This is a genomic window from Rhodoferax sp. RT4P68, assembly GCF_056521305.1.
The window spans coordinates 67400-91586 of record NZ_JBWMBB010000002.1 but is presented as its reverse complement, the minus strand read 5'-3'; the positions used below and the strand labels follow the sequence as shown (position 1 = coordinate 91586).

General features: G+C 64.5%; 24 protein-coding genes. 6 read left to right on the top strand and 18 right to left on the bottom strand.

The window, feature by feature from the left end:
- Nucleotides 1–136 precede the first annotated feature (136 nt).
- From rfbC to rfbB, 13 genes are all read right to left on the bottom strand, one after another.
- Entirely contained in the window at nt 137–676 is a 540-nt protein-coding gene (gene rfbC / locus AC099J_RS03900) for a dTDP-4-dehydrorhamnose 3,5-epimerase (RefSeq protein ID WP_479613904.1), read from the bottom strand.
- Nucleotides 677–710: 34 nt separating this feature from the next.
- Nucleotides 711–2750 carry an HAD family hydrolase gene (locus AC099J_RS03895; RefSeq protein ID WP_479613903.1) on the bottom strand — a complete coding sequence of 680 codons (2040 nt, stop codon included), beginning with the start codon at nt 2748–2750 and terminating at the stop codon, nt 711–713.
- Nucleotides 2750–3988 carry a glycosyltransferase gene (locus AC099J_RS03890; protein ID WP_479613902.1) on the bottom strand — a complete coding sequence of 413 codons (1239 nt, stop codon included), beginning with the start codon at nt 3986–3988 and terminating at the stop codon, nt 2750–2752. Before AC099J_RS03890 ends, AC099J_RS03895 begins: the two co-directional genes overlap by 1 nt.
- A complete protein-coding gene (locus AC099J_RS03885; protein WP_479613901.1) occupies nt 3981–5267 on the bottom strand; it encodes a hypothetical protein in 1287 nt (428 codons plus the stop codon). The genes AC099J_RS03890 and AC099J_RS03885 overlap by 8 nt, the downstream gene beginning before the upstream one ends.
- Before the next feature lie 10 nt (nt 5268–5277).
- Entirely contained in the window at nt 5278–7320 is a 2043-nt protein-coding gene (locus AC099J_RS03880; protein ID WP_479613900.1) for a glycosyltransferase, read from the bottom strand.
- 5 nt (nt 7321–7325) lie between these two features.
- Complete coding sequence (locus AC099J_RS03875; RefSeq protein WP_479613899.1) at nt 7326–8801, bottom strand: class I SAM-dependent methyltransferase; 1476 nt, start codon at nt 8799–8801, stop codon at nt 7326–7328.
- Nucleotides 8789–10117 carry an ABC transporter ATP-binding protein gene (locus tag AC099J_RS03870; RefSeq protein ID WP_479613898.1) on the bottom strand — a complete coding sequence of 443 codons (1329 nt, stop codon included), beginning with the start codon at nt 10115–10117 and terminating at the stop codon, nt 8789–8791. Before AC099J_RS03870 ends, AC099J_RS03875 begins: the two co-directional genes overlap by 13 nt.
- Nucleotides 10107–10934 carry an ABC transporter permease gene (locus AC099J_RS03865; protein WP_479613897.1) on the bottom strand — a complete coding sequence of 276 codons (828 nt, stop codon included), beginning with the start codon at nt 10932–10934 and terminating at the stop codon, nt 10107–10109. Before AC099J_RS03865 ends, AC099J_RS03870 begins: the two co-directional genes overlap by 11 nt.
- Nucleotides 10935–11045: 111 nt before the next feature.
- On the bottom strand, nt 11046–11930 hold the full coding sequence (gene rfbA / locus AC099J_RS03860; RefSeq protein WP_479613896.1) for a glucose-1-phosphate thymidylyltransferase RfbA: 885 nt from the start codon (nt 11928–11930) through the stop codon (nt 11046–11048).
- Nucleotides 11927–12361 (bottom strand): TA system VapC family ribonuclease toxin, encoded by a 435-nt coding sequence (locus AC099J_RS03855; RefSeq protein WP_479613895.1) that lies wholly within the window; start codon nt 12359–12361, stop codon nt 11927–11929. Before AC099J_RS03855 ends, rfbA begins: the two co-directional genes overlap by 4 nt.
- A gap of 15 nt (nt 12362–12376) precedes the next feature.
- Nucleotides 12377–12607, bottom strand: a complete 231-nt coding sequence (locus tag AC099J_RS03850; protein WP_479613894.1) for a CopG family transcriptional regulator — start codon at nt 12605–12607, stop codon at nt 12377–12379.
- Nucleotides 12608–12641: 34 nt separating this feature from the next.
- Nucleotides 12642–13532, bottom strand: a complete 891-nt coding sequence (gene rfbD, locus AC099J_RS03845; RefSeq protein ID WP_479613893.1) for a dTDP-4-dehydrorhamnose reductase — start codon at nt 13530–13532, stop codon at nt 12642–12644.
- The gene (gene rfbB, locus AC099J_RS03840; RefSeq protein WP_479613892.1) at nt 13529–14599 is read right to left on the bottom strand and encodes a dTDP-glucose 4,6-dehydratase; all 1071 of its coding nucleotides are present in this window, start codon (nt 14597–14599) and stop codon (nt 13529–13531) included. Before rfbB ends, rfbD begins: the two co-directional genes overlap by 4 nt.
- 139 nt (nt 14600–14738) lie before the next feature.
- On the opposite strand from rfbB, the gene AC099J_RS03835 reads away from it, so the two are divergent.
- The 5 genes from AC099J_RS03835 to AC099J_RS03815 all read left to right on the top strand — a co-directional run bounded on the left by AC099J_RS03835 (nt 14739) and on the right by AC099J_RS03815 (nt 17828).
- Nucleotides 14739–15269, top strand: a complete 531-nt coding sequence (locus AC099J_RS03835; protein ID WP_479613891.1) for a phasin family protein — start codon at nt 14739–14741, stop codon at nt 15267–15269.
- A gap of 15 nt (nt 15270–15284) precedes the next feature.
- The gene (locus AC099J_RS03830) at nt 15285–15701 is read left to right on the top strand and encodes a hypothetical protein (RefSeq protein WP_479613890.1); all 417 of its coding nucleotides are present in this window, start codon (nt 15285–15287) and stop codon (nt 15699–15701) included.
- 83 nt (nt 15702–15784) lie between these two features.
- Nucleotides 15785–16459, top strand: a complete 675-nt coding sequence (locus tag AC099J_RS03825; RefSeq protein WP_479613889.1) for a TetR/AcrR family transcriptional regulator — start codon at nt 15785–15787, stop codon at nt 16457–16459.
- Nucleotides 16460–16490: 31 nt separating this feature from the next.
- Nucleotides 16491–17267, top strand: a complete 777-nt coding sequence (locus AC099J_RS03820) for a tetratricopeptide repeat protein (protein ID WP_479613888.1) — start codon at nt 16491–16493, stop codon at nt 17265–17267.
- A gap of 117 nt (nt 17268–17384) precedes the next feature.
- Entirely contained in the window at nt 17385–17828 is a 444-nt protein-coding gene (locus tag AC099J_RS03815) for a hemerythrin domain-containing protein (protein WP_479613887.1), read from the top strand.
- Between the two features lie 3 nt (nt 17829–17831).
- Here the strand turns inward: AC099J_RS03815 and AC099J_RS03810 are convergent, their stop codons facing one another.
- Nucleotides 17832–18146, bottom strand: coding sequence for a polyhydroxyalkanoic acid system family protein (locus AC099J_RS03810; protein ID WP_479613886.1), 315 nt, complete (start codon nt 18144–18146; stop codon nt 17832–17834).
- Complete coding sequence (locus tag AC099J_RS03805) at nt 18139–19254, bottom strand: aminopeptidase (RefSeq protein WP_479613885.1); 1116 nt, start codon at nt 19252–19254, stop codon at nt 18139–18141. The genes AC099J_RS03810 and AC099J_RS03805 overlap by 8 nt, the downstream gene beginning before the upstream one ends.
- A gap of 202 nt (nt 19255–19456) precedes the next feature.
- Between AC099J_RS03805 and AC099J_RS03800 the strand changes: the two genes are divergently transcribed.
- Nucleotides 19457–20920: a gamma-glutamyltransferase family protein gene (locus AC099J_RS03800; RefSeq protein WP_479613884.1), complete on the top strand. Its 1464-nt coding sequence runs from the start codon at nt 19457–19459 to the stop codon at nt 20918–20920.
- Nucleotides 20921–20976: 56 nt separating this feature from the next.
- Here the strand turns inward: AC099J_RS03800 and AC099J_RS03795 are convergent, their stop codons facing one another.
- The 3 genes from AC099J_RS03795 to AC099J_RS03785 are packed head-to-tail and all read right to left on the bottom strand — an operon-like array spanning nt 20977 to nt 24187.
- Nucleotides 20977–21369, bottom strand: coding sequence for a RidA family protein (locus tag AC099J_RS03795; protein WP_479613883.1), 393 nt, complete (start codon nt 21367–21369; stop codon nt 20977–20979).
- Complete coding sequence (locus AC099J_RS03790; RefSeq protein ID WP_479613882.1) at nt 21366–23006, bottom strand: AMP-binding protein; 1641 nt, start codon at nt 23004–23006, stop codon at nt 21366–21368. Before AC099J_RS03790 ends, AC099J_RS03795 begins: the two co-directional genes overlap by 4 nt.
- A 5-nt stretch (nt 23007–23011) precedes the next feature.
- Nucleotides 23012–24187: an acyl-CoA dehydrogenase family protein gene (locus tag AC099J_RS03785; RefSeq protein WP_479613881.1), complete on the bottom strand. Its 1176-nt coding sequence runs from the start codon at nt 24185–24187 to the stop codon at nt 23012–23014.

Here is a 24187-nt window from a genome sequence, read left to right as displayed (position 1 = left end):
CGCGCTCGGATAGTTCCAATCCATTTCTCAACCTTGGAGGAAACGCAATCCCTAGAGCATGGCGATTCGCCGAAACCATAAACAAAATTCTCCCAATGCAATCTGCAGGCATTTAGGCCATAAGCTTCGACTACCGCTACCGTACGCTCTGCAAGGCCAACCCCTGTGAGTCCTTTGCCGAGACTCTCGGTGTGACTTCGCCTAAAGGCCACGCAATCGCCAGAGTTGGATCGTTCCACGCTATGCATCGTTCGTGCTCAGGGAAGTAGTAATCTGTCGTCTTGTATAGGAAATCCACCGATTCGCTCAGGACGAGAAAGCCATGGGCAAAGCCCGGAGGCACCCACAATTGGCGCTGGTTGTCCTGCGACAGTTCAAAACCAACCCATTGGCCAAAGCGCGGCGAATCGGGACGAATATCGACAGCCACATCAAACACCACACCCTGGGCTACTCGAACCAACTTGCCCTGAGGCTGGCGAACTTGGTAATGCAGCCCCCGCAGCACGCCGCGCGCAGACCGGCTGTGGTTGTCTTGCACAAAGTAATGCGATGTCCCCGTGGCGGCATCGAACTCTCTCTGATTGAAGCTTTCAAGGAAGAAGCCGCGCTCGTCGCCGAATACTCTGGGCTCCAAGATCAAAACTTCGGGTAGTGCGGTGCTGACCACGTTCATGGCTGTGTGTTCCTTGCTGTGTAGACGCTGATCGTCAAGGGCCGCGCCGCACGCGCGCCCTGATCCGCCTGAAGCGGTTGGCCATGCGGAAGACGGCCAACAATGCTTGCCGGTGGAGCCAGCCGAGTTGATCGAATCCAGCAATGGCAGCTGGCCACTGCACTCGCCGCACAAAATCCGCCAGTTCTCGGCGACGGGCCGGCACCATCGGCGCAAGGACGATCGTGGCCAGTGTGGGAACGCGGTTGCGTCGGAACACGTCGCCGAAGCCGAAGAAGTCCTGCTGCGGCGCCTGCAGGAAAGCGCCCAGCACGCTGCGGTCTGGCTGGCTATGCAGGCCACCCCAGACCTTCAGCGCGAGAGGGCGCAGTTCGGCTGCGGACAGCGCATGGCGCTCGATGGCGTCGCGCCACACAGATGCAGCGCACAGCACCCCACTCTGGAACCGTGCGACGAAGCCTGCAAGGACTTCGTCCTCCTCGGGTAGGGTCTTGCGCAACGGCGCGACAGAGCCGTCTGTGGACGGTGTGAAGCCCACAACACTGCCGCCCGGCGCCATGCAGAGCATCTCGACCACGGCGAATGACTCGAACAGCGGGCAAATGTCGCGCTCGTGGTTTTCATCTGGACCGTAGGCTGCTTTGTGCGCGTTGGCGGACTGTGGATTGATGAAGCGCCTCAGCCCCAGATACAGCCCATGGGTCTGCACCCCCGGCAGCAGCGTGGCCAAGTGGTCCTGAATGGTGCCTCGCCATCCCACGTCGACTAGGCCGATGCGCCCTGCCGGACCGACGCTGCGGCTGCGCAGGTAGGAACTCAGCTGCGCACGCTGGCGGGAGATGCTGTTCTGCAAAGCTGCCTGGAAATCGGGCGACCCTAACAAGCGCGCAAGCCTTGGATCGGTATCGGGCTTGTCCAACCGGTCCTCCAACGTCAGCCCGGCAGCGGCAAGTGCAGCCGCCAGCGGCTCGACGGCCAGGCCCAGGGTCAATAGGATGCCATGCACCTGTTGGGCACCGAACAGGCTCCACATCCGGCCGACATCTGCCATAGACGACGAAGGGAGGCAGGCGGTAAACGTGGCAAGCCGGCTGAGTTCCAGTACGCCGTGGATCGCCAGTGCGTGCCCGTGCAGGCTGCCCTGGGGGAACAGCTCCGAGAACACGCGTTGGATGAATTCGCCCTCGCGGCTCAAAAAATGCAGCGTGTCGAGTTGCTGCGCGATCGACTCCTCTGCCACCCACAGCGCCAGCCCGACGAATAGCGGCGCGGCTTCCGCGCCGACGCGCAGCGCCGTAGCGTCTTGGGCGGACAAGCCTGATGCAGCCGCGTGGCACGCCCGCGTGACCTGCTCGCGCACGTCGGCGAACAGTGCGCCCCGGGGGTTGAACAGCTGCTCGCGCGCCATGCGTTCGCTGTGCAGGGTCTGGGGTGCGTAGTGCACGGCCTGAATGCCAAGCTTACGGGCGGCCTCCACGTCCGACCATGGGTTGTCCCCGATGTGGATGTGCTCCGACGGACTGACACCATACAAGCGGTGCAGGTGCTCGAACAACCGCCCTGAGCGCTTGTTGAAGCCCACGTCGCAGGACACGATGCCGGACGAGACGAGGGCCGAAAGCCCTTTGCGGGCAAGCAGTCCCTGCAGCATATCCCCGCGCATGTAGAAGTCAGAGAGGAAGACCGTACGCTCGGCGGCGTGGCTCTTGAGGAACTCTATGATCTGCGGATCCAGGCTGGAACGGCGCACTTCCATCTCGAACTCGAGCTGCACGAGTTGCTCGACCTGAGCGACATCGGGCTCCTTGCCCAGGGCGCTTCGGTACCAGGCGTGCAGCACGTCTGCCAGTGCGTACTCGTCATCCCGGCCATCGGCCCTGCCATCCTCAGCCATTGCACGCTCCGCCTGGAGGCGAAGCTGGTACACCGCCCAGGCGTCCTGGCAGCGCGGGGCGATCTGCTGACGGTGGCGCAGGAAAAGATGGTGGGCCATGGCGAGCTTGATGCTCTCGGGATGGCAGTCGCGCCGCAGAAGAGTGTCCCAAACGTCGATTGATCGCAGCTTGTACGCCATCAATTCACCCGCCGCGGGCCGTACAGCACTTCGCCTACGGCCTCAATCTGCTTCACGGCGCCCACGCAGCTGGCGGGCAGGCGCGCGGCCAGTCCGCTCCATTTGTGACGCCTCACCATCGCAGGATTACGCGCCTGACGCTCGCGCTCGGCGCGGCCGTACTCGGCATAGGCGTGCTCAGTCATCGCCGCCAGCGCCTGCCGATCCTGCCGCTGCGCGCGGGCGAGGCAGGTGTCTATCCAGCTGCGGAAGGTGCTCGACGAAGCACGCCAAGACGGCCATTGCGCGGCAGTCTCCGCCGCGCCTTGCTTCAGCAGCGCGAGCAGATCCGCATCGGACGCGAGTTGACGCAGCTTGGCCACCACGCCGTCCATGTCACCCGTGGCCACGACGGCAGAGTTGCGGCCATCGACGATGTATTCGTCGTGCCCGCTGACGTCGAACACCAAGCTCGTGCCGCCGCAGTGAAACATCTCCAGCGGCGGCCCGAACATGCCTTCGACAGTGCTCAGCTTGATCAGCACGTCGCAAGATCGGTAGATGGCTGGCGTGGCGGCGATTGGCACGCGCGAGAACAGGCGGCGTACGCCGGGCAGCCAGCGTAGCGGCGAACCGGTCAATACCCAGAGATCGCTCAGCCCCGCCTCTTTGGCAAGCCGCAAGCCCAATGCCGTGTTTTTGAACGGCACGCCGAAGTGCCCCTCGACCAGCACCCGGGGGGCGGCACCGGGGCTTGGGCGCGGTGCGGCGCAAGGTCCGCCCTGCCGATAAACGTCCTTGCGGATGCCGTTGCGCACCAGGGCGGCTTCACGCCCGAACTGCTGACGCAGGTGGGCCTGGATCCACGTGGCCTCGGTCACGCACTCCAGGTCGAAGCGGTAGGTCGCGTCGACCAGCGCGCGCAGCGGCTGTTCGACCTGCGGATAAAAGCGCGATTCGATCGATTGCACGAAGTAGGCGTAGCGCTCCGCCTGGAAGCCGTGCAGTTCGAAGGCCGTCTTCCACCACGTGGCGATGACCAGATCGAAAGCCTGCTCGCGCGCTTGCGCGATCGGCAGGCACTGCAGGGTGGCCAGTTGGTCGTGCCAGGCCAGCGTACCGCTGTCGAACGGCTCCTGCACGGCCAGCGTGACCTGATAGCCGGCTTGCCGCAAATAGGCTGCGTGCTGAACGATCACGTAGGTGCCCCCGCTGATGGCCACCGAACCGACCAGGAAGCACACGCGGGTGTTATGCATGGCGGCCTCCACGTGCCTGCCAGCGGCGCACTGCCGCATAGACGAACGCAGCCGTCGGGCCTGCCTTGCGGCGCAGCGTCGCCCAGGGCCAGAAGCCCAATTCACCGACGTTGCGACGGCGCAGCACGCGCAGTAGGAACGTCATGCGCGGCAGCCACGCACCGCGCGTCTGCGCGCCCGCGAAACTGGAGCGCTCGAACACGCCGAAGTTCTCCACATGGAAGATCGAGTCGAACCACTCGAACTCCAAACGTGAAGGCCAGAAAACCATGCGCGCATGGGAGTCGATGACCGGCCGCGCAGGCGGTACGTACGCGCCTGGAGGCGCATCGCGCAGCAGCTCCGCAAAGCGCTGCTCGATCTGACGCAGCACAGGAAATACCGAACGCCGGAGCATCTCGCTCTCGCCGAACACGCCGTGGACGGCGCGCGCCCGGCCTGTAGCGTCGCGCGCGTAGTGCGTGACCGAGCCGTGGTCTGCCGCCAGGACGACCTCGAACAGGGACTTGTTTTCGTTAAAAACTTGAAACCCCTCAGACCGGGCCCCGACGCAGGAGAACAACAGCCCGGCCTTGGTGTTAGTTGGATTGGCTGCGCCGGGCGCGACGAGCCCGATGTAGTAGCCCTGCACACGGTTGACCACTGTGGGGTGCCGTTTGCACAGCAACGCGTGCAGATGGTCTTGGATCGTGCCCTTCCAGCCCACATCAACAACAGCCAGCGCCGACGGTATGACACCACCAGCCAGTTCGCGCAGGTAGTCGATGAAGGCATCGCGCTGCGACAGCCGACACGTTTCGTAAAGGGTGCGAAACGCAGCGCAACCCAGCAGCCGCGCGAATAGTGCACTGGTGGGAAAGTCCGTCTGACGCACTTGAACATCGTCTGGGCTCAGCGCCAACGCCCGCGTCAATTCAGGCAGTGCATCCTCCAAGCCGAGGCTCAATAAAAACTCTTGCAGCGAGACCGACCTGTATTGGCGGAACAGCGTGTCGAACCGTTCATTCGCCAGTGGACCCAGCGAAGGCAGCAAAGTAGCCCGGCGTGACACCTCCAGATAGTGCGAGCGCATTCCGCCGCCGACGTGTGCGACATAGACGTCGAACATCCGCCGCAGCGGCTGGCCCTCGCGAGAAAGAAAGAAGACCTGCCGGACCTGGTCGTGCAGCAACTGCTGGTACAGCCGCGCGGTCCAAAGATGCAACGAGTCGGCGAGCGCGCTGAAAAGGTCAGCTTCCGGACCCCACGCCACACTTCCAGCCTCCTTGGGATAGGTCATTACGGGCGGCTCAACCATGCCGGGCGGCGAGCAGTGCGGCGAAATGATCGCCGAATTTCTTAGCCTGCAATGGCCAGTCCCACGCCTGGATGCGCAGAAGATTCTCGGCGGACAGCGCCTGCAGCAGCGAGGGGTCGCCCGCAAGCCGCTTGACGGCGTCGCGCAGCATTTCCACGCTGCGCTCCTTCAGCATGAACTGGCGCTGCAACTCGCCGAAGGCCTGTGGCACGATGCCGACATCAGTGCTGATGACCGGAACGCCACAGGCCATGGCCTCCAGGACGGGGTTCGGCGTGCCCTCGATCTTCGACGTACAAATCAGTACGTCGATCTGCCGGTAGTAGTTTGGCATCTGGTGGTGCGCGATGAAGCGCTCCTGCCGATCGGCGAAGAAGGTGGTGATCGGCCAACCTTCCTCCGTCAGCTTCGCGATCGCGGGCTTGAGGACCGTGTGGACCCCTTTGAAATCTTCCAGTTCGGCGGCCCATTGGCTGTTGCCGACCCAGCCGACAACCAGCCCGCGATCCTTCACTGCCTCAAACCGCCCGAGGTCGGCTGGTTGGAACAACGACAAGTCGACACCGTCCTCCACCACCGCAGACGGAGACGGGTAGCCGGAAATCTCGCCGTAAATGTCTCGGAGTTTGTGGGATGCCACGGTGTAACCGGCGAGAAAGCCGGAGAACAGTTCTTGGCGCTCCTGCAATTCCTGCTCGGTCAGCAGCAGGTGGTCGTAGATGCTCGTGCTGAACAAGCGTGGCGCAATGTATGCGCGCTCGAAGGCCTCGTAGGAGACGCTGATCGACTCGGCGTGCGAACGGAAGTACGGGGCTCCGATGAGCCGCAAGTGCTCACGCCAGAAAAAATGGACGATGTCGCAATCCTTTGCCAGGAGCAGCACATGATTGACGTTGTCGATCACATCCATCGGAATGACGACGAACTCGAACCGGTCCGCTAGATGCCGCTGCAACTGCCGCGCGATATTGGCAAATGCCCAGTTGTCGGTGTCGATCACCAGCGCGATGCGCGGCTTGCCGCCAGCGGTTTCCAGTGGGGCAGCGGCCTGCACCTGCGCAGCGACTTCACTGCCGTGTCCAAGTTCGAGCTCGCGGTGACGACCTTCCAGCCAGTGGTCTACCGCATCGCTCCAGACCTTGAAGCCATGCTTGCGCTCCATGTGCAAGGCCGAGTCGTGCAAGAACCTGCGTGAGAACCGCTCCCTCTCATAGTTGCGGTCGGAATCGGAATCGGGCTTGGGGTGGTCGTGGACTAGCGCGCAAAGTCCAGAGGCGCCCACCTTGTAGCCGCTCTGGAACAAGCGCACGGAAAAATCGATGTCCTCGAAGCCGACGAACATGCCCTCGTCGTAGCCGCCAAGGCGCTCGAACGATGCGCGGTTCACGATGCACGCACCGCCGAACAGGAAGGTGCCCAGGAACGCGCCCGTCGGCTCCGCTCCGGTCTGGCGCTGGGTACACGCGCTGCCCGCGCCAATGTGCAGTTCGCCGTCCTCGTACGACACGTACAAATGTCCGCCCTTGGCAAACACCGTGGTGCGGTCCGCATCGAGCAGCGGAAGACTCATGAAGTGGCACCCCAGCATCGCTAGCTCCTGCTGGAACTGCGGCAAGGGGTTGTCGATGAAGTAAATGTCGTTGTCCAGGCACATCAGCCAGTCTGTCGTGACGTGCGGCAAGGTTCGGTTGCGCCCGCCAGCGACGCCGAAGTTGCGCTTCAGTTCGACGATGCGTGTGCGAAAAGGCATGGCGGCGCACACCCCGCGCAGATGCTCGAGTTCCGCGGCAATCGAACCGTTGTCGACGACGAGGACCTCCCCCGCGAAGGACGGCAGGTGATCGCGAATAGAAAGTAGCAGCTTCTCCGACAGTGTGGCTCGGTTCAACGACAGAAAAGAGATGGTCAGATTGAAGCCATGGTGGCCGATGTTCGGGCCTCCGTCTTTCCAGGCATCGCTCGCCATCAGAGCGTGCAAACGGTCCGTGACGTAAGCCCCCTGCACCAATCCCTCGACGAGATCGAGTTGCTGCATGTCCATCACCTCGTACCACGGTCACGCACAGCCCTGGCCGTCCGGCTAGCCCAGGACCGCAGCGACTGCGGCAGGATCTGGCGCAGCCGGATATAGCGTTCGTAGCCGATCCGGTACTCCTTCAACAACCCCGCTTCGATCGCCACCAGTCCCTTTGGCAGATCCGCCGGGCTTTGCGAAGAAGCACCCTGCAGTCCATGGAGGGCACGCAGATCCGATTCGCATCGGGTGACTTCCGCCCGGAGCGCAAACGCCGTGTCCCGAAGATGCTGGTTCTCCGCCTGTGCAGCGTTCAACCGCAAACCGAGATGGCGTTGCTCACGGCGCGCCACGTTCAGGGCATCCACCAGCGCCACCCCCATCGCCACCACGTCGTTGAAGTTCGCTCCGGCGAGGTCAGCGGCAGAACCCAACGCTTGCCTCACTTTGTCCAGCCACGCCTCGGCTGTGTCCGCTCGCATCTCGGCTGCGTCCGCTCGCATCTCGGCTGCGTCCGCTCGCATCTCGGCTGCGTCCGCTCGCATCTCGGCTGCGTCCGCTCGCATCTCGGCTGCGTCCGCTCGCACCTCGGCTGCGTCCGCTCGCATCTCGGCTGCGTCCGCTCGCATCTCGGCTGCGTCCGCTCGCACCTCGGCTGCGTCCGCCCGCGCCTGGATCTCCGCTGCGGACTGCGCGAGTTCGTCGAGTGCTTGTGCCGTTTGCCACCCGGCCAACATCCGGGCGTACTCGTCCATGGCGAGCGGGAAGACCGCGATGCCCGGCAGACACTGCGGCGCATTCCAAACCCCAACGAAATAGCTGCACTGCGTCGCTGTTGCTGCAATGCTGGGCTCGCCACTGACAAGGTACGAGCCCCCCACGTCAGCATAGGACATCCAGCCTTGCGGCAATGCCCTGTAGCCCCCAGCGCCGGACAGTGGCGTCGAGCCGAAGCCGAATACGCCCGTGCCCACAGACCACTGGACGTTGTCACCCAACGTGGCGATACACAGTTGCTGGAACTCCTCAAACCGGTATTTCCGCAAATGGTAAGGATTCGAGCGGTCCGCCTCCGGGTAGTACCAATGGTCGTTGGGACAGCTCAGCACGATCACACCGCCCGGCTTGACCAGGCTGCGTAGATCCTGCAGAAACTTCTCCGGATTCTCCAAATGCTCGATCGTCTCGATGGAGATCACCACGTCAAATTCAGCTGGATCGAACAGCTCGCAGATGCATTGTGCGTCGGCCTGACGATAGGAAACGCCGTTGCCGCCGAAGCAACGCCCAGCCCGCTCGACTGTCTCTGCAGAGACATCGACGCCCACCACACTTTCCGCACCCGCCTGTTTGAGTAGGTAGGTACCGTAACCCTCGCCACATGCCATATCGAGAACGCGCTTGCCGGCGACCAAATCCTTGCAGATAGCATAGCGTGCGAAATGAATCGCTGCCTCAATGTTGGGGTACTCTGGAGCCACCACCACGTCTAGTCTTTCCACGTTCTTGTCCCTAAAGCGCCATGTGTCAATTCGAATGACCAGCGTCGCGGCAGGTCCAGCATTCCGACCGCCTTGAATTCATCGACCACCTTGAACGCGCACTGCTCCTTGGCCTCCGCGTAGGTGACGAAACCCACATGATCATTGATCGCGACTCGCCATTTGTAACGGCCGCTCAACAATGGAAACCGCGGAAATTCGATCCGCACCCTGCCGCTGCGTGTGCCATCGAAGCAATCAAATCCATCCATCAAGGTCGTCGTGCCGCAAAGATAAAGATCATCGTGGCGATACAGGTTGAACACGAAACTGATCCGGTCCGGCGGCGGGTCCACTAAGGCAACGAATTCGAAAAGCAAGCTCAGATCCTGCCCGGTCTTGGCCACGTGCACTTCGGCTCCATCGTTGCCCACCAACATCACCCGGGCGATACGGAACAGATGTTCCACGTCGGATGCGCCCGCAGACCGGGAATCACCGGGCGAGATGGTCGGGCCAATAGAGTCCGGAACCACCGCCGCTTTGTTGGACGGCTCCGCGGCTACGGTCGCAGCCGCAGGCAACTGCACTTGGGCACCGCTGCCTTCCATGTCGATCATGTACTCATCGATCACATGGGCGGCAACGCCAAACATCTTCTGAACGCCGCGCTCCAGATAAAGTGCGCGCTGGCAGATCGACTTGACTTGGTACTGGTCGTGAGAGACAAAGATGATCGAACAACCACTTTCTCGGATCTCATAGAACTTTTTCAGACACTTGCGCTGGAACGAAAAATCCCCGACTGCAAGTATCTCATCAACGATCAAGATCTCAGGATTCACATGGATGGCCACTGAAAATGCCAGTCGTGCAAACATCCCGCTGGAATAGTGTTTGACCGGAGAGTCGATGAACTCACCGATGTCGGCGAAGGCGGCGATGTCGTCGAACCGATTCTCCATTTCACGGCGATCCATGCCGATAATTTCGCCGTTCAGAAAGACATTTTCCCGACCTGAAAATTCTGGGTTGAAACCCGACCCAAGCTCGAGCAACGCGGACAACCGGCCAACCCGCTCTACAACGCCTGTGGAAGGGGTCAGCGTTCCACAAATAATTTGCAGCAGCGTCGATTTACCAGAACCGTTACGCCCCACGATACCGACCGTCTCTCCTCTTTTTACCTCGAAGTCGATGTTCTTCAGCGCCCAGAATTCATCATGGAGCTTGCCGTGGTTGTGCCAGAGCATCTGCTTGAGGCGATCGAGAGGACGCTCATAAATATGATAGACCTTGGAAACATTCCGGACTGCGATCGCGACATCAGAGGACATCGGAAAACCCCTTACGAGTCCGCTGAAACCATGCATAGCCGAGGCAAGCCACAATCCCGGAAGCCAATACCTGCACCCCGAGCCCTGCCCACCGCATTGGTCGGTCAAATATCATGAGATCCCGCGCCTGCTCCACGACGAACGTAAGCGGGTTCACGTGCATGAATACTTGGTACTCCGGCGGCAATGTACCGATCGTATAGAAAATGGGCGACATAAACATCAAAACGGTCGTCAATAGACCGACCATCTGCACAACGTCACGAACATACACTCCCAACGCTGACAAAAACCACGAAAGGCCCAGTATATAAAAGACAAGTGGAACTACTACCAGGGGCATGAGAAAAATGGTTACGGGCGGGATGCCAAAAAAAACGAAGTAGAATAAGAGCCAGACCAAAGCACTCACTGTCGCATGAAAAATCCCCGACAACAGTGAAACCACTGGCAGTAGCTCCAGGGGGAAAACAACTTTTTTTACATAGTTAGGATTACCGACGATCAGGCCGGGCGCTCTGTTGATACATTCCGCAAAAAGATTAAACAAAATAAGACCTGCAAACAACACCAATGCGAACTCGGTCTTCGAGCCAGTTCCGCCCGCCCAGCGAGTTTTGAATACCACGCTGAAAACGAAGGTATAAACAGCCAACAGCAGAACCGGGTTGAAGAAAGCCCACATCAAACCCAGGACCGATCCACGGTAGCGACCTGCCACCTCACGTTGGGCCAGGCTCAACAAAAGGCGGCGATAAGAGAAAATCGTTTGGAAAAGCACCAGGATCGATGCCGACCTTAAGGCATGGGGATTCATGCGTTGACTCGCGAGCCTAAGAAAATTGGATAGACTGAACGTCTGATCAAATGACGTTGCAGTGCCTAATTGCCTTCGTCTGAACGAAAGAACAGAGGTTCTGCCTTACAGTCAAGGCGCGTCGCTCTTAAGAAGTTGGGAGAGATAGCGACCATAGCCACTCTTTCTCAACGACTCCGCCAGTTGCGCTAGCTGCTCATCATCGATGAAGCCGGCACGCCAAGCAATCTCTTCGGGACAGGCGATCTTGAGCCCCTGTCTGTGCTCAAGGGTCGCGATGAACTGGCTGGCCTCAAGCAGACTTTCATGCGTACCCGTATCGAGCCATGCATAACCACGCTGCATGATCTTGACATTAAGTTGGCCCCGGTCCAAGTAGATCTGATTCACCGCGGTAATTTCGAGTTCGCCCCGAGCACTCGGCTTGATGGACTTGGCAATATCCACAACCTGAGAATCGTAGAAATACAGCCCCGTCACGGCGTAGTTGCTTCTGGGCGCGGCGGGCTTTTCCTCGATGCTTGACGCATGCCCGTTAGCGTCAAAGGCCACCACTCCATAGCGCTCTGGATCGTGAACGTGGTAGCCGAACACGGTGGAGCCGCTGACCTGAGAACCGGCACTCTGGAGCATCTGCGCTAGGTCATGCCCATAAAAAATGTTGTCCCCCAACACCAACGCACTCGGCGCCCCCGCCAGAAACTCTTCCCCGATCAAAAACGCCTGTGCCAACCCATCCGGGCTCGCCTGCACCGCGTACTGCAAATTCAACCCCCACTGGCTCCCATCGCCCAGCAGTTGCTGAAACCGCGGCGTGTCCTGCGGCGTGCTGATGATCAGGATCTCGCGGATGCCCGCCAGCATCAGTGTGCTGAGCGGGTAATAGATCATGGGTTTGTCGTAGACCGGCAGCAGTTGCTTGCTGATGGCCAGCGTGGCCGGGTGCAGGCGCGTGCCCGATCCACCGGCCAAGATGATGCCTTTGCGTTGCGTCATTTAGTCTTCGAAGTTGGTGCGGCGAGCACGGTAAGGTGCGCAGGGCCGGCTTGCGGCACAGCGGCCAGGGGGATGGATTGGTCCAGCGTCACCAGGCGCCCGTTGTTGCGTGCAGCCAGGCCCAGCAGGTAGATGTCCGTCAGATGGCGGCTTGTGAGCAGCTTGTCCCAGTTGACTGCGTCGTCTGCCAGCACGCTGTACGAATCGGGCCAAACCTCGTGGCCCGGGGCTGTCGTGGCATCCGACAAAGTCTGCACGACCGAGGTCGCCGAAGTTTGGTTGATGTACCTGGGCAGCGACAAGATGCGAATGCACCCGTTCTGCGTCAAAGGACAGCTGGCCCAGCCATGCGCGCCCTGCCCAGCGAGCCACTCTGAAGCCATCGCGTGGTGGATGTGTTCCGAGTTGAAAAGAGCGAGCAATACGCTCACGTCCAACAGCGCGCATCAAATTCCCTCTAGATCCCGAATAGCGTTGACGTGGTCGTTGTTGACGACATGCCCGCGCTTGGGGATGGTGCGGAAGCCGGCGACAGACCGTGAGGTCGGGCCACCTTGTCCGGCCAAGGCTTCTCGCGCTAGTTGCGACAGCACAGCGCCCGCGGTGGTGTTCTCAAGGCGGGCGCGCTCCCTCACTGCTGCCAGTACGTCGTCCGCGACATCTAGAGTGGTGCGCATCACAGGCCTTTGATGAGTTGATGCACTGATTGAATCAAAGAATCTCACGGAGCATCCGCCCCACGCCAGCCTGCCAATGCGGCAGCACAACGCCAAACGTCGACTGCAGCTTGCTGGTGTCCAGACGCGAGTTGTGCGGCCGCACGGCGGGCGTCGGAAAGTCGCTCGTCGGCACCGCATCAATGGCGTCCGGCGTCACCTTCAACGCCACACCGCTCAGCCGCGCCTGCTCGACCACGAAGCGCGCGTAGCCGTGCCATGTGGTTTCGCCACCGGCAACCAGGTGGTAGAGCCCGGCTTTGGCGGTGTCTCGCAAGGTCTCGCGAATGGCGTGGGCCGTGACATCGGCCAGCAACTCGGCGCCGGTCGGCGCGCCAAACTGGTCGTCGATGACGGTCAGCCGGTCGCGCTCCTTGGCCAGGCGCAGCATGGTCTTGGCGAAGTTGCCGCCGCGGGCCGCATACACCCAGCTAGTGCGAAAGATCAGGTGGCGCGCGCAGTGCGCGGCCACCAGTTGCTCGCCTTCGAGCTTGGTGCGGCCGTACACGCTCAGCGGGCCGGTGGCGTCGCCTTCTTGCCAGGGCCGGCTGCCGCTGCCGTCGAACACGTAATCGGTGGAATAGTGGACCATCAGCGCACCAACCTCGTGCGCAGCCTGCGCCACCACGCCGGGCGCCGTGGCGTTCAGCGTGCGGGCGAAGTCGGGCTCGCTCTCGGCCTTGTCGACTGCCGTGTGCGCTGCCGCATTGACGATGACGTCGGGCCGCAGCTGGCGCACGGTCTCGGCCAGCTGCTCGGGGCGGCTGAAGTCGGCGTGGAAATCTGCACTGTCGAAATCCAGCGCCACCAGTTCGCCCAGCGGCGCCAGGCTGCGCTGCAGCTCCCAGCCCACCTGGCCGCCCTTGCCGAACAACAACACCTTCATGCTGCCACGCGCTCGCTGTAGTTGGTCGCAACCCAGTCGCGGTACGCACCGCTCTGCACGCGCGCCACCCACTCAGGGTGCGCCAGATACCAATCCACCGTCTTGCGGATGCCGGAGTCGAAGGTCTCGGCCGGCCTCCAGCCCAGCTCGCGTTCGATCTTGCGGGCGTCGATGGCGTAGCGGCGGTCGTGGCCGGGGCGGTCGGTCACGTAGGCGATCTGCGTGGCGTACGACTGACCGTCGGCGCGTGGGCGCTTCTCGTCGAGCAGCGCGCAGACGGTGCGCACGATCTCCAGGTTGGGCTTTTCGTTCCAGCCGCCCACGTTGTAGGTCTCGCCCAGACGCCCCGCCTCCAGCACGCGGCGGATGGCGCTGCAGTGGTCGCCCACGTACAGCCAGTCACGCACTTGCTGGCCGTCGCCGTACACGGGCAGATCCTTGCCGGCCAGGGCATTGACGATCATCAGCGGGATGAGCTTCTCGGGGAAATGGAACGGGCCGTAGTTGTTGCTGCAGTTGGTCGTCAGCACCGGCAGGCCGTAGGTGTGGTGGTAGGCGCGCACCAAATAGTCGCTGGCGGCCTTGCTCGCTGAATACGGGCTGTTGGGCTCGTACTTGTGCTCTTCGGTGAAGGCCGGGTCGCTGGGGGCGAGCGAGCCGTAGACCTCATCGGTCGACACATGCAGAAAGCGGAAGGCGGCCTTCTCGTCGGCCGGCAGCGCGCCCCAGTATTGGCGCGCAGCTTCCAGCAGGCCGAAGGTGCCGACCACGTTGGTTTCGACGAAGGCCGCGGGGCCGTGGATGGAGCGGTCCACATGCGATTCGGCGGCGAAATTGACGACCGCGCGCACCTTGTGCTGGGCCAGCAGGCGGGCCACCAGCGCTGTGTCGCCGATGTCGCCCTGCACGAAGATGTGGCGCGGGTCGCCCTGCAGAGTAGCCAAGCTTTCCAGGTTGCCCGCGTAGGTCAGTTTGTCGAGATTGACCACGGATTCGCCCGTGTCGGCCACCCAAGCCAGCACGAAGTTCGTGCCAATGAAGCCGGCGCCGCCCGTAACCAAGATCATGAACATTCCTCGCAAAACGAACCCGGGATTATCACCTTGACGTTTGTAACAACTGGTAGCAGCACTTGCGCCGATCGGTTAAGCGTGCCGCGCACGGCCTGTGGGCTTAAAGTGCGCGCATCACTTTTGTGGAACTGCCATGGCCAAAAAGCCCAACCCCTTCAACCCCTTCGGTGACGATGTCAACGCCCAGCAGCTCGGTGAGAACGTGCGCGCTTCGGCCCAGCAGATCTGGCAGGCCGGCCTGGGCGCCTTCGCCAAGGCGCAGGAAGAAGGCAGCAAGGCCTTCGACACGCTGGTCAAGGAAGGCGTGGGCATGCAGCGCAAGGCCCAGAGCACGGCCGAAGAAAAGTTCACCGAGGCGGCCACCAAGGTGAGCAGCATGGCCGGCGAACTGGGTTCGCGCGCGGCCGGCCAGTGGGACAAGCTCGAAGGCATCTTCGAGACGCGCGTCGCCAAAGCCTTGCACAACCTGGGGATGCCCTCGGCCGATGAAGTGGCTGCCCTGCGCGCGCAGGTCGATGCGTTGACCCGCAGCGTCGACCTGCTGGAGGCCAGGGCCAAACGCCCCACCCCCACGCGCCGGCCCGCCGCCAAGACAGGCCCCGCCGCCACGCCCGCGACCGCGCGGCGCAGCACCCGCGCCCGCCCGGCGAAGAAGGCGGACTAGCCTGCGCCCCACCCCATGACAGCGTGCACGCCCATGGACGCGGCGGGCCTGGCTGCGCTGGCGCAGTTAACCCGGGCGCCGCTGTGCGACTCTTGCAAGACCTTGCCGTTCACCGGATGGGAGGCCATGCCCTCTTCGCTGGACCGGGCGCTTCTGGAGCAGGTAGGCACGCTGGCACCTCCGGTCATGACGGACCAGCCCGAGTTGACGCTGGACGAATACCACCCGGCCGGCACGCGCTACTGGTCGGCCGATGCGCCGATCGCGCCGGCCTGGTTCCCCGCGAACCGCTGCGGCGTGTGGCGCTGCCGCAGCTGTGCGAGCGTGTTGCTGCGCTATGTGGAACACGGCGGTTATTTTGAGGAAGAGCGCGTGCGCCGCGTGGTGCCCGCGCTGGTAGCGCTGGACGCACCAACACCGGGAAAGACCTAGCGCCTGCGCCGATGGGCGTGGTGCATGCTGCAACAAACGGGGTCGGCACTTGCCAGGCTCCCAGCCCAGCCAGAGAGGCACGCATGGCGAAGAAGGCGCCGCGCAGGACGGCCGAACGGATCCTGGAGACGACGCTTGCGCTGTTCAATCGCTTTGGCGCCCCCAATGTCACCACCGCGCAGATCTCTGCCGAACTGGGCATCAGCCCGGGCAACCTGTACTACCACTACCCCGCCAAGGAAGAGCTGGTCAACGCGCTGTTCGAGCGCTACCGGCTGGCCATGGACACGCTGCTGGAGGCCGGCCCCGACGTGCGCGATGTCGAGGATGCCTGGTTCTTCCTGCACTCGGTGTTCGAGCTGATCTGGCAATACCGATTCTTCTACCGCGACCTGAACGACCTGCTCAGCAACAACCTGCGGCTGGAGACGCATTTCAAAACCATCCTGGCCGACAAGAACCGCGCGGTGCGTGGGCTGCTGGCCGGCATGGCCGATGCGGGCGTGCTGTGCATCGCCGAGCCAGAGGCCGAGACCACCGCCACCGGCATGGTGGTGCTGCTGACCTACTGGCTCAGTTACGAATATGTGCGTGACCCGCGCCACGCGCTGGAACCCGAGGCTGGCCAGCAGGCCGTGCTGCGCGGCGCCCACCATGTGCTCAACCTGCTGGCACCCTACCTGGCCGACAGCTCGCGTTCGCATTTGCTGACACTGGTTGCTGCCTACCGGGATGCAGATGACACGCAAAGAAACTAGACTGAACCAGACGCTCATCAGGAGACAAGACATGGCCAATTCCTGGACCACGTTCCCGCAGATTGGCACATTCAACTTCGACGCCGCGCGTGTGCAGAAGGAGTGGGCCCAACTGCATGCGGGCGACGCCGAGCCGATGCCAACGGACCCGGCCGTGCTCAACGCCTGGGTGCTGTTCCACAACGGCGACTTCCGCGAGGCCGTCAAGGCCGGCCTGGAAGCGGGTGGTGCCGGCATCACTGCGGCCAACAAGGCCTGCGCCATCTACGCCAACTACCTTGAATCGCGGGAGAAGGCTCGGCTCGAGCTGTTTCTGGATGTGGCCGAGCGTGCGGAACGGCAGATCCGCGAGGAGCCCGGCAACGCCAACGCCTGGTACTGGCGTGCCTATGCGCTGGGCCGCTACGGCCAGGGCATCAGCGTGGCCAAGGCACTGGCCCAGGGCCTGGGCACCAAGGTGCGCGAATCACTGGAGCGGGTGATCGAACTGTCGCCTCGCCATGCCGATGCGCACATCGCGCTGGGCACCTTCCACGCGGAGGTGATCGACAAGGTGGGCCTGTTGATCGGCGGCATGACCTATGGCGCCAAGAAGGATGTGGGCCTGCGCATGTTCGAAGAGGCGCTGCGCCTGCACCCTGGCTCGCCGATCGCGATGATCGAGTACGCGCACGCGTTGCTGATGCTGGAGGGCCCCAGCCGCCTCGCGGAGGCGACGCGCCTGTACGAGCAGGCGGTGGCCACGCCACCGGCCGACGCCACCGAATGCCTGGACATTGCGCTGGCCGAGGCTGAGCTGGCAGAGTGATGGTGGACTGACGCCGGCACCCGGGCCAAAGCCGCGCAACGTCCGGGGGCCGCGTCCTACACACCAGCCCGGTGATCGCGGCATGCAATCGCCCGCGTGCAGGCGCACCATGGCGGCATGAACATTTTCGAAGCTCTCCGCACCAGCCACGTCACGCAGCGCGCGCTGTCTGACGCTTTGATCCAGACCAGCGGTGCCAGCGCCGAGCGCCGCCAGCTGTTCTCCGACCTGACCAAGGAACTGGCCGCACACGAGACGGCGGAAGAGCGCTGCTTCTACGTGCCGTTGCTCGAACATGACGGCGCGGTCGACACCTCGCGCCACGGCATCGCCGAACACCATGAGATGGACGAGATGGTGGAAGAGCTGCAGGAGATGGACATGTCTTCGCCCGGCTGGCTGACCGCAGCCCGCGCGCTGCGCGACAAGGTGCACCACCATCTGGACGAGGAAGAGCAGAAGTTCTTCCAGATCGCGGGCAAGGTGCTGACAGAGACGCAGAAGACGGCGCTGGCCAAGGACTACGAAGCCGAGTTCACCACCCAGCGGATCAAGGCCTGAGGCTCAGGGCGTGGCACCCGCTGCCGACGCCCGCGCAATCAGCGTATCGAGCTTCTCGACAATGTCACCCTCGATGCGCCCCTGGAACGCGCTGAACAGAAAGCCCAGTTCCACGTCCACCACGACACTGGTGGCATCGACCCGCATGCGCCCTTCGATGCCCGGTCGCTCGAACAGTACCAGGCCGCCGTCGGCAGGCTCTTCGTACGTGCAGGTCACGCCCAATTTCTCTTCGGCCCGTTCAGCCCAGCGCTGCGCCATCTGGCGCGCCGGGGCCAGGCCCAGCGTGTGGGTGCGTTCGACGTGTATATCAGCCACTGTGTGCTCCTTGGGTGGTGTGCGCACGGGGCGCGAGTTGCTCCATCGTAGCCTTGCGCTCGGCCTGCGGCAGCTCAGCCAGCCGCTGCGCTGCATGCAGAAAGCGCGACCAGTCACGCCCTTCACGCTCGAACAATGCCTCGAATGCCGGCACCATGGCGTCGTAAGCTGCCTGCACGCCGAACACCGCGTTGTTGGCGCGCGCCACCAGCGCGTCGTAGCCGTCAAAGCCCTGCCAGCGCTGCTGCTTCATCTGCTCGTACTCGGCGCGAAAGCGCGCCATCACCTGCGCCTTGCGTTCGGCCACGTCGCCGCCCTTGCCGGTGTCGGCATACACCACCTCCAATTGCTGGCGCGTGACCAGCATCAGCGCGCGGAATTCGCGGCGCCGGGCATCGAACAGTGCGTATTCGCTGCGCGCCGCCTCGCTGGATTGGCTGGCCAGCCACTGCGCACCGCCCAGCCGCTCGACGGCGGTGGCGAACGATTCGTTGAAGGTGGTGTCGTCCTGCACGTAGAGCACCTGGTGGGCCAGCTCGTGGAACAGCATGCGCGCCAGTTCCCCCTCGGGATAGTGGATGAAGGTGCTCAGCAGCGGGTCGCCGCCCAGCCAGTTCATCCAGCCCAGCGTGGAATAGGCGGGCACGCCGTAGACGCTGGATTCCAGCCCCTCGGCCCGCAGTTGATCGGCCAGCGCGCGCGCCTGGGCTTCATCGAAATAGCCGCGGTACCCGATGCAGCCGGTGAACGGAAAGCACCAGGTCTTCAGCGTCAGCGAGTACGGCGGCGCGGCCACCGCGTTCCATACCACGGCGCGGCGCTGCAGATCGACGTAGCGGCGGTAGCTGGCGTTGTCGGGCAGCTTCAGTTCGGTGACGGCAAAGGCGCGCATGCGGCGCGCCAGTGCCAGCTTGCGCTTGAGCGCCGGCGTGGCCTGGGGGTCGGCCAGCCAGTCGTCGACCGGCCGGGCGTCATGCATCAATTGCAGGTGGCCCCGCGCCGACTGCATGTAGTAGGCCAGGTCGGCGCAACCTGCCAGGCACAGCAGCGCGAGCGTCGCCGCCAGCACGCGCGCTGGGCGACGGAGATCGATGGAAATAGTGCGCACGCCGACGAGTTTACGAGCGCGCGCGTTGTGTCTTGGCACGCCGGTTGCTGTGTGACCTGCATTCGACATTTCTGGCCGTGAACCTCGGCGCCCCGCCAGCGTCCAACATGCCATGAACTCTTTCGGTCGCCCAAAAAGTCAATATGGACGCTTAACTGCGCTTGCCAGCGGCCATCACCTGGCCACACAGACGGCGCAGCGCGTGATCGAGCAAGGTGGCTCCCTCGTCGATGCCATGGTGGCGGCGTCGGCAATGTTGACAGTGGCCTTGCCGCACGCTTGCGGCCTGGGTGGCTGCGGCATGTTGTTGGTGTTCGATGCCGCCACGCACACCGTGCACGCGCTGAACGGCAGCGGGCGCGCGCCGGCCGCCACGGACGCCGACGCACTCGCGCAGGACGGCGCGCTGCCCCGCCATGGCGTGCGCGCGGCTGTCACGCCCACGCTGGTGCGGCTGTGGGCGCGGGCGCACGAGCGCTTCGGCCGGCTGCACTGGAGCCAGCTGCTGGCGCCGGCCGCCGCCGCCGCTGAGGGCGGCATCGGCACGCCCGAGGTGCTGGCCCGCAGCCTGGCCGATGCCGACGAGACACAGCGTGCACAGCCCGGCTTTGCCGATCGTTTCTGCCGCGACGGCCAGTGGCTTGCCGCCGGCCAGCCCATGCGCCAGCCGCGCCTGGCCGAGGTGCTGCAAGACGTGGCCCGCAAAGGCGAAGAAGGGTTTTACGGCGGCTGGGTCGCGCGCAGCCTGGCGGCCTTCTGCGCCGAGCATGGCGGCTGGCTGGGGCAGGACGACCTGGCCCGGGCCCAGGCCGACTGGTGGCACAGCTGGCACACCCACTACGCAGGGCGCGACGTGCACGTGATGCCGCCCAACGCGGCCGGCGTGCTGATGCTGCGCCAGCTGAACCTGCGCGGTGCCACGCGCACGGCCGCCGCCGGCGAAGGGGTCGATGCGGACGTGATGCGCGGCCTGGCCGTGCTGCAGCGTTACCAGGGCCGCCTCGCCGACCCGGTGCGCAAGCGGCTGATGCCGGCCGATTTCGATCTGGGGGAGCGGCACATCCGCGCTGCCGCCGCACCGTGGTCGGCCAGCCTGGGGGTCTGCGGCCCGCACGATGCCACCGGCTTCGTGGCCATGGACGTGGAAGGCAACGCCGTCGCGTTGCTGCAAAGCCTGTCGCAACCGCTGGGCAGCGGCTGCGTCGACCCGGGCACCGGCGTGCTGCTGAACAACCGCATGGCCGATTTCGCGCCGCTGCCGGGGCTGGCCAACAGCGTGCGCCCGGGCGCCCGGCCGGCCCATGCGCTGAACCCCTGGCTGGTGCTGAACGGCAACCGCGTCGAACTGGCTGCCATCACGCCGGGCGGCATGCACCAGACCACCACCGGCCTGCAGTTCGCCAGCGGTGCGCTGGAGACCACCGACACGCTGGGCGAGCTGGCTGGCCGGCCGCGCTGGGCGCTGGGCGCCGACGGCAGCGTGCTGCTCGAACGAGGCGTGGACGATACCGTGGCCCCGGCGCTGCGCGCGCACGGCCTGCAGGTGCACGAGAACACGGAAGAGGCCTTGCCTTTCGGCTCTGTAGAAGCCGTGCGTGCCAACCCGCTGGGCGGGCTGGAGGCGGTGGCCGACCAGCGCCAGCAGGCGCACGCCGTGGCCTGGTAGGCGGACAGACGCGACGTTTTTGTCACCTGCGCCTGACGCGCGCGGGTGTTGTCGCCTCAGTCCGGCACAACCGCCGTGACCTCGATCTCGACCTTGGCCCGCGCCTCCATCAGGCCGCTGACTTCCACACAGGTCATGGCCGGGAAGTTACGGCCCATCGCTTCGCGGTAGACGGCGCCCAGCTCGCGCAGCCGGCTGTTGTATTCCACGCGATCGACCACGTACCAGGTCATGCGCACCATGTGCTCGGGGCCGGCGCCGGCCTCCCGCAGCACGGCCACGACGTTGGCCAGCGCCTGTGCGGTCTGGGCGATGAAGTCGTCGGTCTCGAACTGCTGCTGCGCGTTCCAGCCGATCTGGCCGCCCACGCAGACCAGCGTACCGCGCGCCGCGACGCCATTGGCATAACCCTTGGCGGGCGCCCAGCCGGGAGGTTGCAGGAATTTCATGGTGTGGAGTGCCGTAGTTTGAAGCGCTGTAGCTTGCCAGTCTCGGTGCGCGGCAGCGAGGGGACGAATTCGATCTCGCGCGGGTACTTGTACGGCGCGATGGTGGATTTGACATGGTCCTGCAATGCACGCGTCATGGCCGCGTCACCTACGTGGCCGGGCCGCAGCACGCAGAAGGCCTTGACCACCATGCCGCGCGCCTCGTCGGGCAAGCCGATCACGCCGCACTCGGCCACCGCCGGGTGCTGCAGCAGCGCATCTTCAACCTCGGGGCCGCCGACGTTGTAGCCGGCCGTGATGATCATGTCGTCGGCCCGCGACTGGTAGAAGAAGTAGCCGTCCGCGTCCTGCACGAAGGCGTCGCCGGGCAGGTTCCAGCCGTGCTGCACGTACTGCGTCTGGCGTGCGTCGTCCAGGTAGCGGCAGCCGACCGGGCCAATCAGCGCCAGCTTGCCGACCTCGCCGCGCGGCAGCTCGTGGCCCTCGTCGTCGACGATCTTGGCCGTGAAGCCGGGCACCACCTGGCCGACGGCGCCACGCCGCACGTGCTCGGGCGGCGACGAGATGTAGATATGGAAGACCTCGGTGCCGCCGATGCCGTCCAGCATCTCGATGCCGGTGGCGTCCTTCCACAGTTGGCGCGTGGCGTCCGGCAGGGCCTCGCCGGCGCTCACGGTGATGCGCAGGCTCGGCACGCCCAGCGCCTTGGCGAACGGCGCCATCTGGCGGTAGAAGGTCGGCGCGGTGTAGACGATGGTGGCGCCCACCTCGTTGATCAGCCGCACCATGGCTTCCGGCGTGTAGGGGATGTCGGGAAAGTAGACGCTGGCCCCCGCCCACATCGGGAACACCAGCATGCCGCCCAGGCCGAAGGTGAACGCCAGTGGCGGCGAGCCCATGACGATGTCTTCGGGCACGGCCTTCAGCACGTGGCGAGGCCAGCAGTTGCACATCGCCATCACCTCGCGGTGGCTGGTGACCGGCGCCTTGGGCTTGCCGGTCGTGCCCGAGGTGAAGGCCAGCAGCGCGATGTCGTCGGCGGCTGTGGGGCAGGCCGCGAAGCTGCCGCTCTTGCGGGCGGCGCGGGCCTCCAGGCCGTCGGCTTCGCCCGGCGCGTGGAACACCAGCACGCTGGCCAGCACCGGGTGCTGGGCCTGCGCGGCGCGGAGGTCGTCCAGCAGCCGGGCCTCACACAGCGCGGCCACCGGGCGCGATTTTTCGATGATGTCGCCCAGCTCCTTGGCGCGCAGCAGCGGCATGGTGGCCACCGCGATCAGGCCGGCCTTGACCACGGCCAGCCAGGCCAGCGCCAGCGCCACCGAGTTGCCGCCGCGCAGCAGCACGCGGTTGCCAGGCACCAGGTGCAAGTCCTCGACCAGCACCTGGGCGATGCGGTCGACCTCGGCGCGCGCCTCGCGGTAGGTCAGCGTGCGGCTTGGCGAGCGCAGCATCGGGCGGTCGGCCCAAGACTTGTCGGCCGCCTTGTCCAGCAGCTCTTCGACCAGGTTCAGCTGGTCGGGCAACTGCAGTTCGGGCCGGTCATAGCGCATCTCGGGCCACTGCGCGGGCGCAGGCAGGCGATCGTGGACGTAGCGGTCGATCTGGGCGCTGGTGCCGCGCGAGGGAACAGGTGCCATCGTCTTCACCCTTGCAGTACCGACTTGCCGATGATGAGCTGCTGCACCTCCGTCGCGCCTTCGTAGATGCGCAACGAGCGGATGTCGCGGTACAGGCTTTCGACCTTGGTGCCGACCTTCACGCCCAGGCCGCCGTGCATCTGCAGCGCCATGTCGATCACGCGCTGTGCGTTTTCGGTGGCCGTCATCTTGGCCATGGCGGCGGCAGCCGTGTAGGCGCGGGCCAGGGCAGGTGTGCCCAGGCCCACCACGTCGCGCATCCAGGCGGCGCGGTAGGTCAGCTGTGCGGCGGCTTCGACCAGCGCCGCCATCTCGCCCAGCTTGGCCTGCGTCAGCTGAAAATCCGCCAGCGTCTGGCCGAACATCTTGCGGCCCTTGGCGTGCGCTACGGCCTCGGCCAGCGCGCGGCGCGCAAAGCCCAGTGCAGCAGCAGCGACAGACGCACGAAAGATATCCAGCGTGCGCATGGCCAGCTTGAAGCCGCCTTCAAGCGCGCCCAGCTGCGCGCCGGCCGGCACGCGGCAGGCATCGAAGCGCAAGGTGGCCAGCGGGTGCGGGGCCATCACCGCGATGTGCTCGGACGCGTCCAGCCCGGGCGCATCAGCGTCGACGATGAAGGCCGTGATGCCGCGGGTACCGGCTTGCGGCTCGGTCTTGGCGAACACGCAATAGAAGTCGGCGATGCCGCCATTGCTGATCCAGGTCTTGCTGCCGTCCAGCTGCCAGCCGTCGCCGTGGGGCACGGCGCGCGTGGCCATGGCGGCGACGTCGGAGCCGGCATCGGCTTCGCTCAGCGCGAACGCCGCGATCTTTTCGCCGCGCGCGACGGCGCCCAGGTAGCTGGACTGCTGCGCGGGCGTGCCGGCCAGCGTGATTGCCCCGCTGCCCAGGCCCTGCATGGCGAACGCGAAATCGGCCAGCGGCGAGTGGAAGGCCAGCGTCTCGCGCAGGATGACCAGCGCGCGCGAATCGAGTTGCTCCAGCGCGCCACCAAAGGCGGCTGGAACGCAGTAACGCAAGAAGCCGCCCTGCCCCAGGCGCGCCACCCAGTCGCGGCAGGCGGCGCGGTCGTCGGTCTCGTCAACCTCTTGCGCGGCGGCCCAGGGCAACAGCGCCTCGGCCAGCGCGCGGTGCGGCGCGTCGAAGAGAGGTTGGGCCAGGTGGTCGGTGGACGGGTTCAT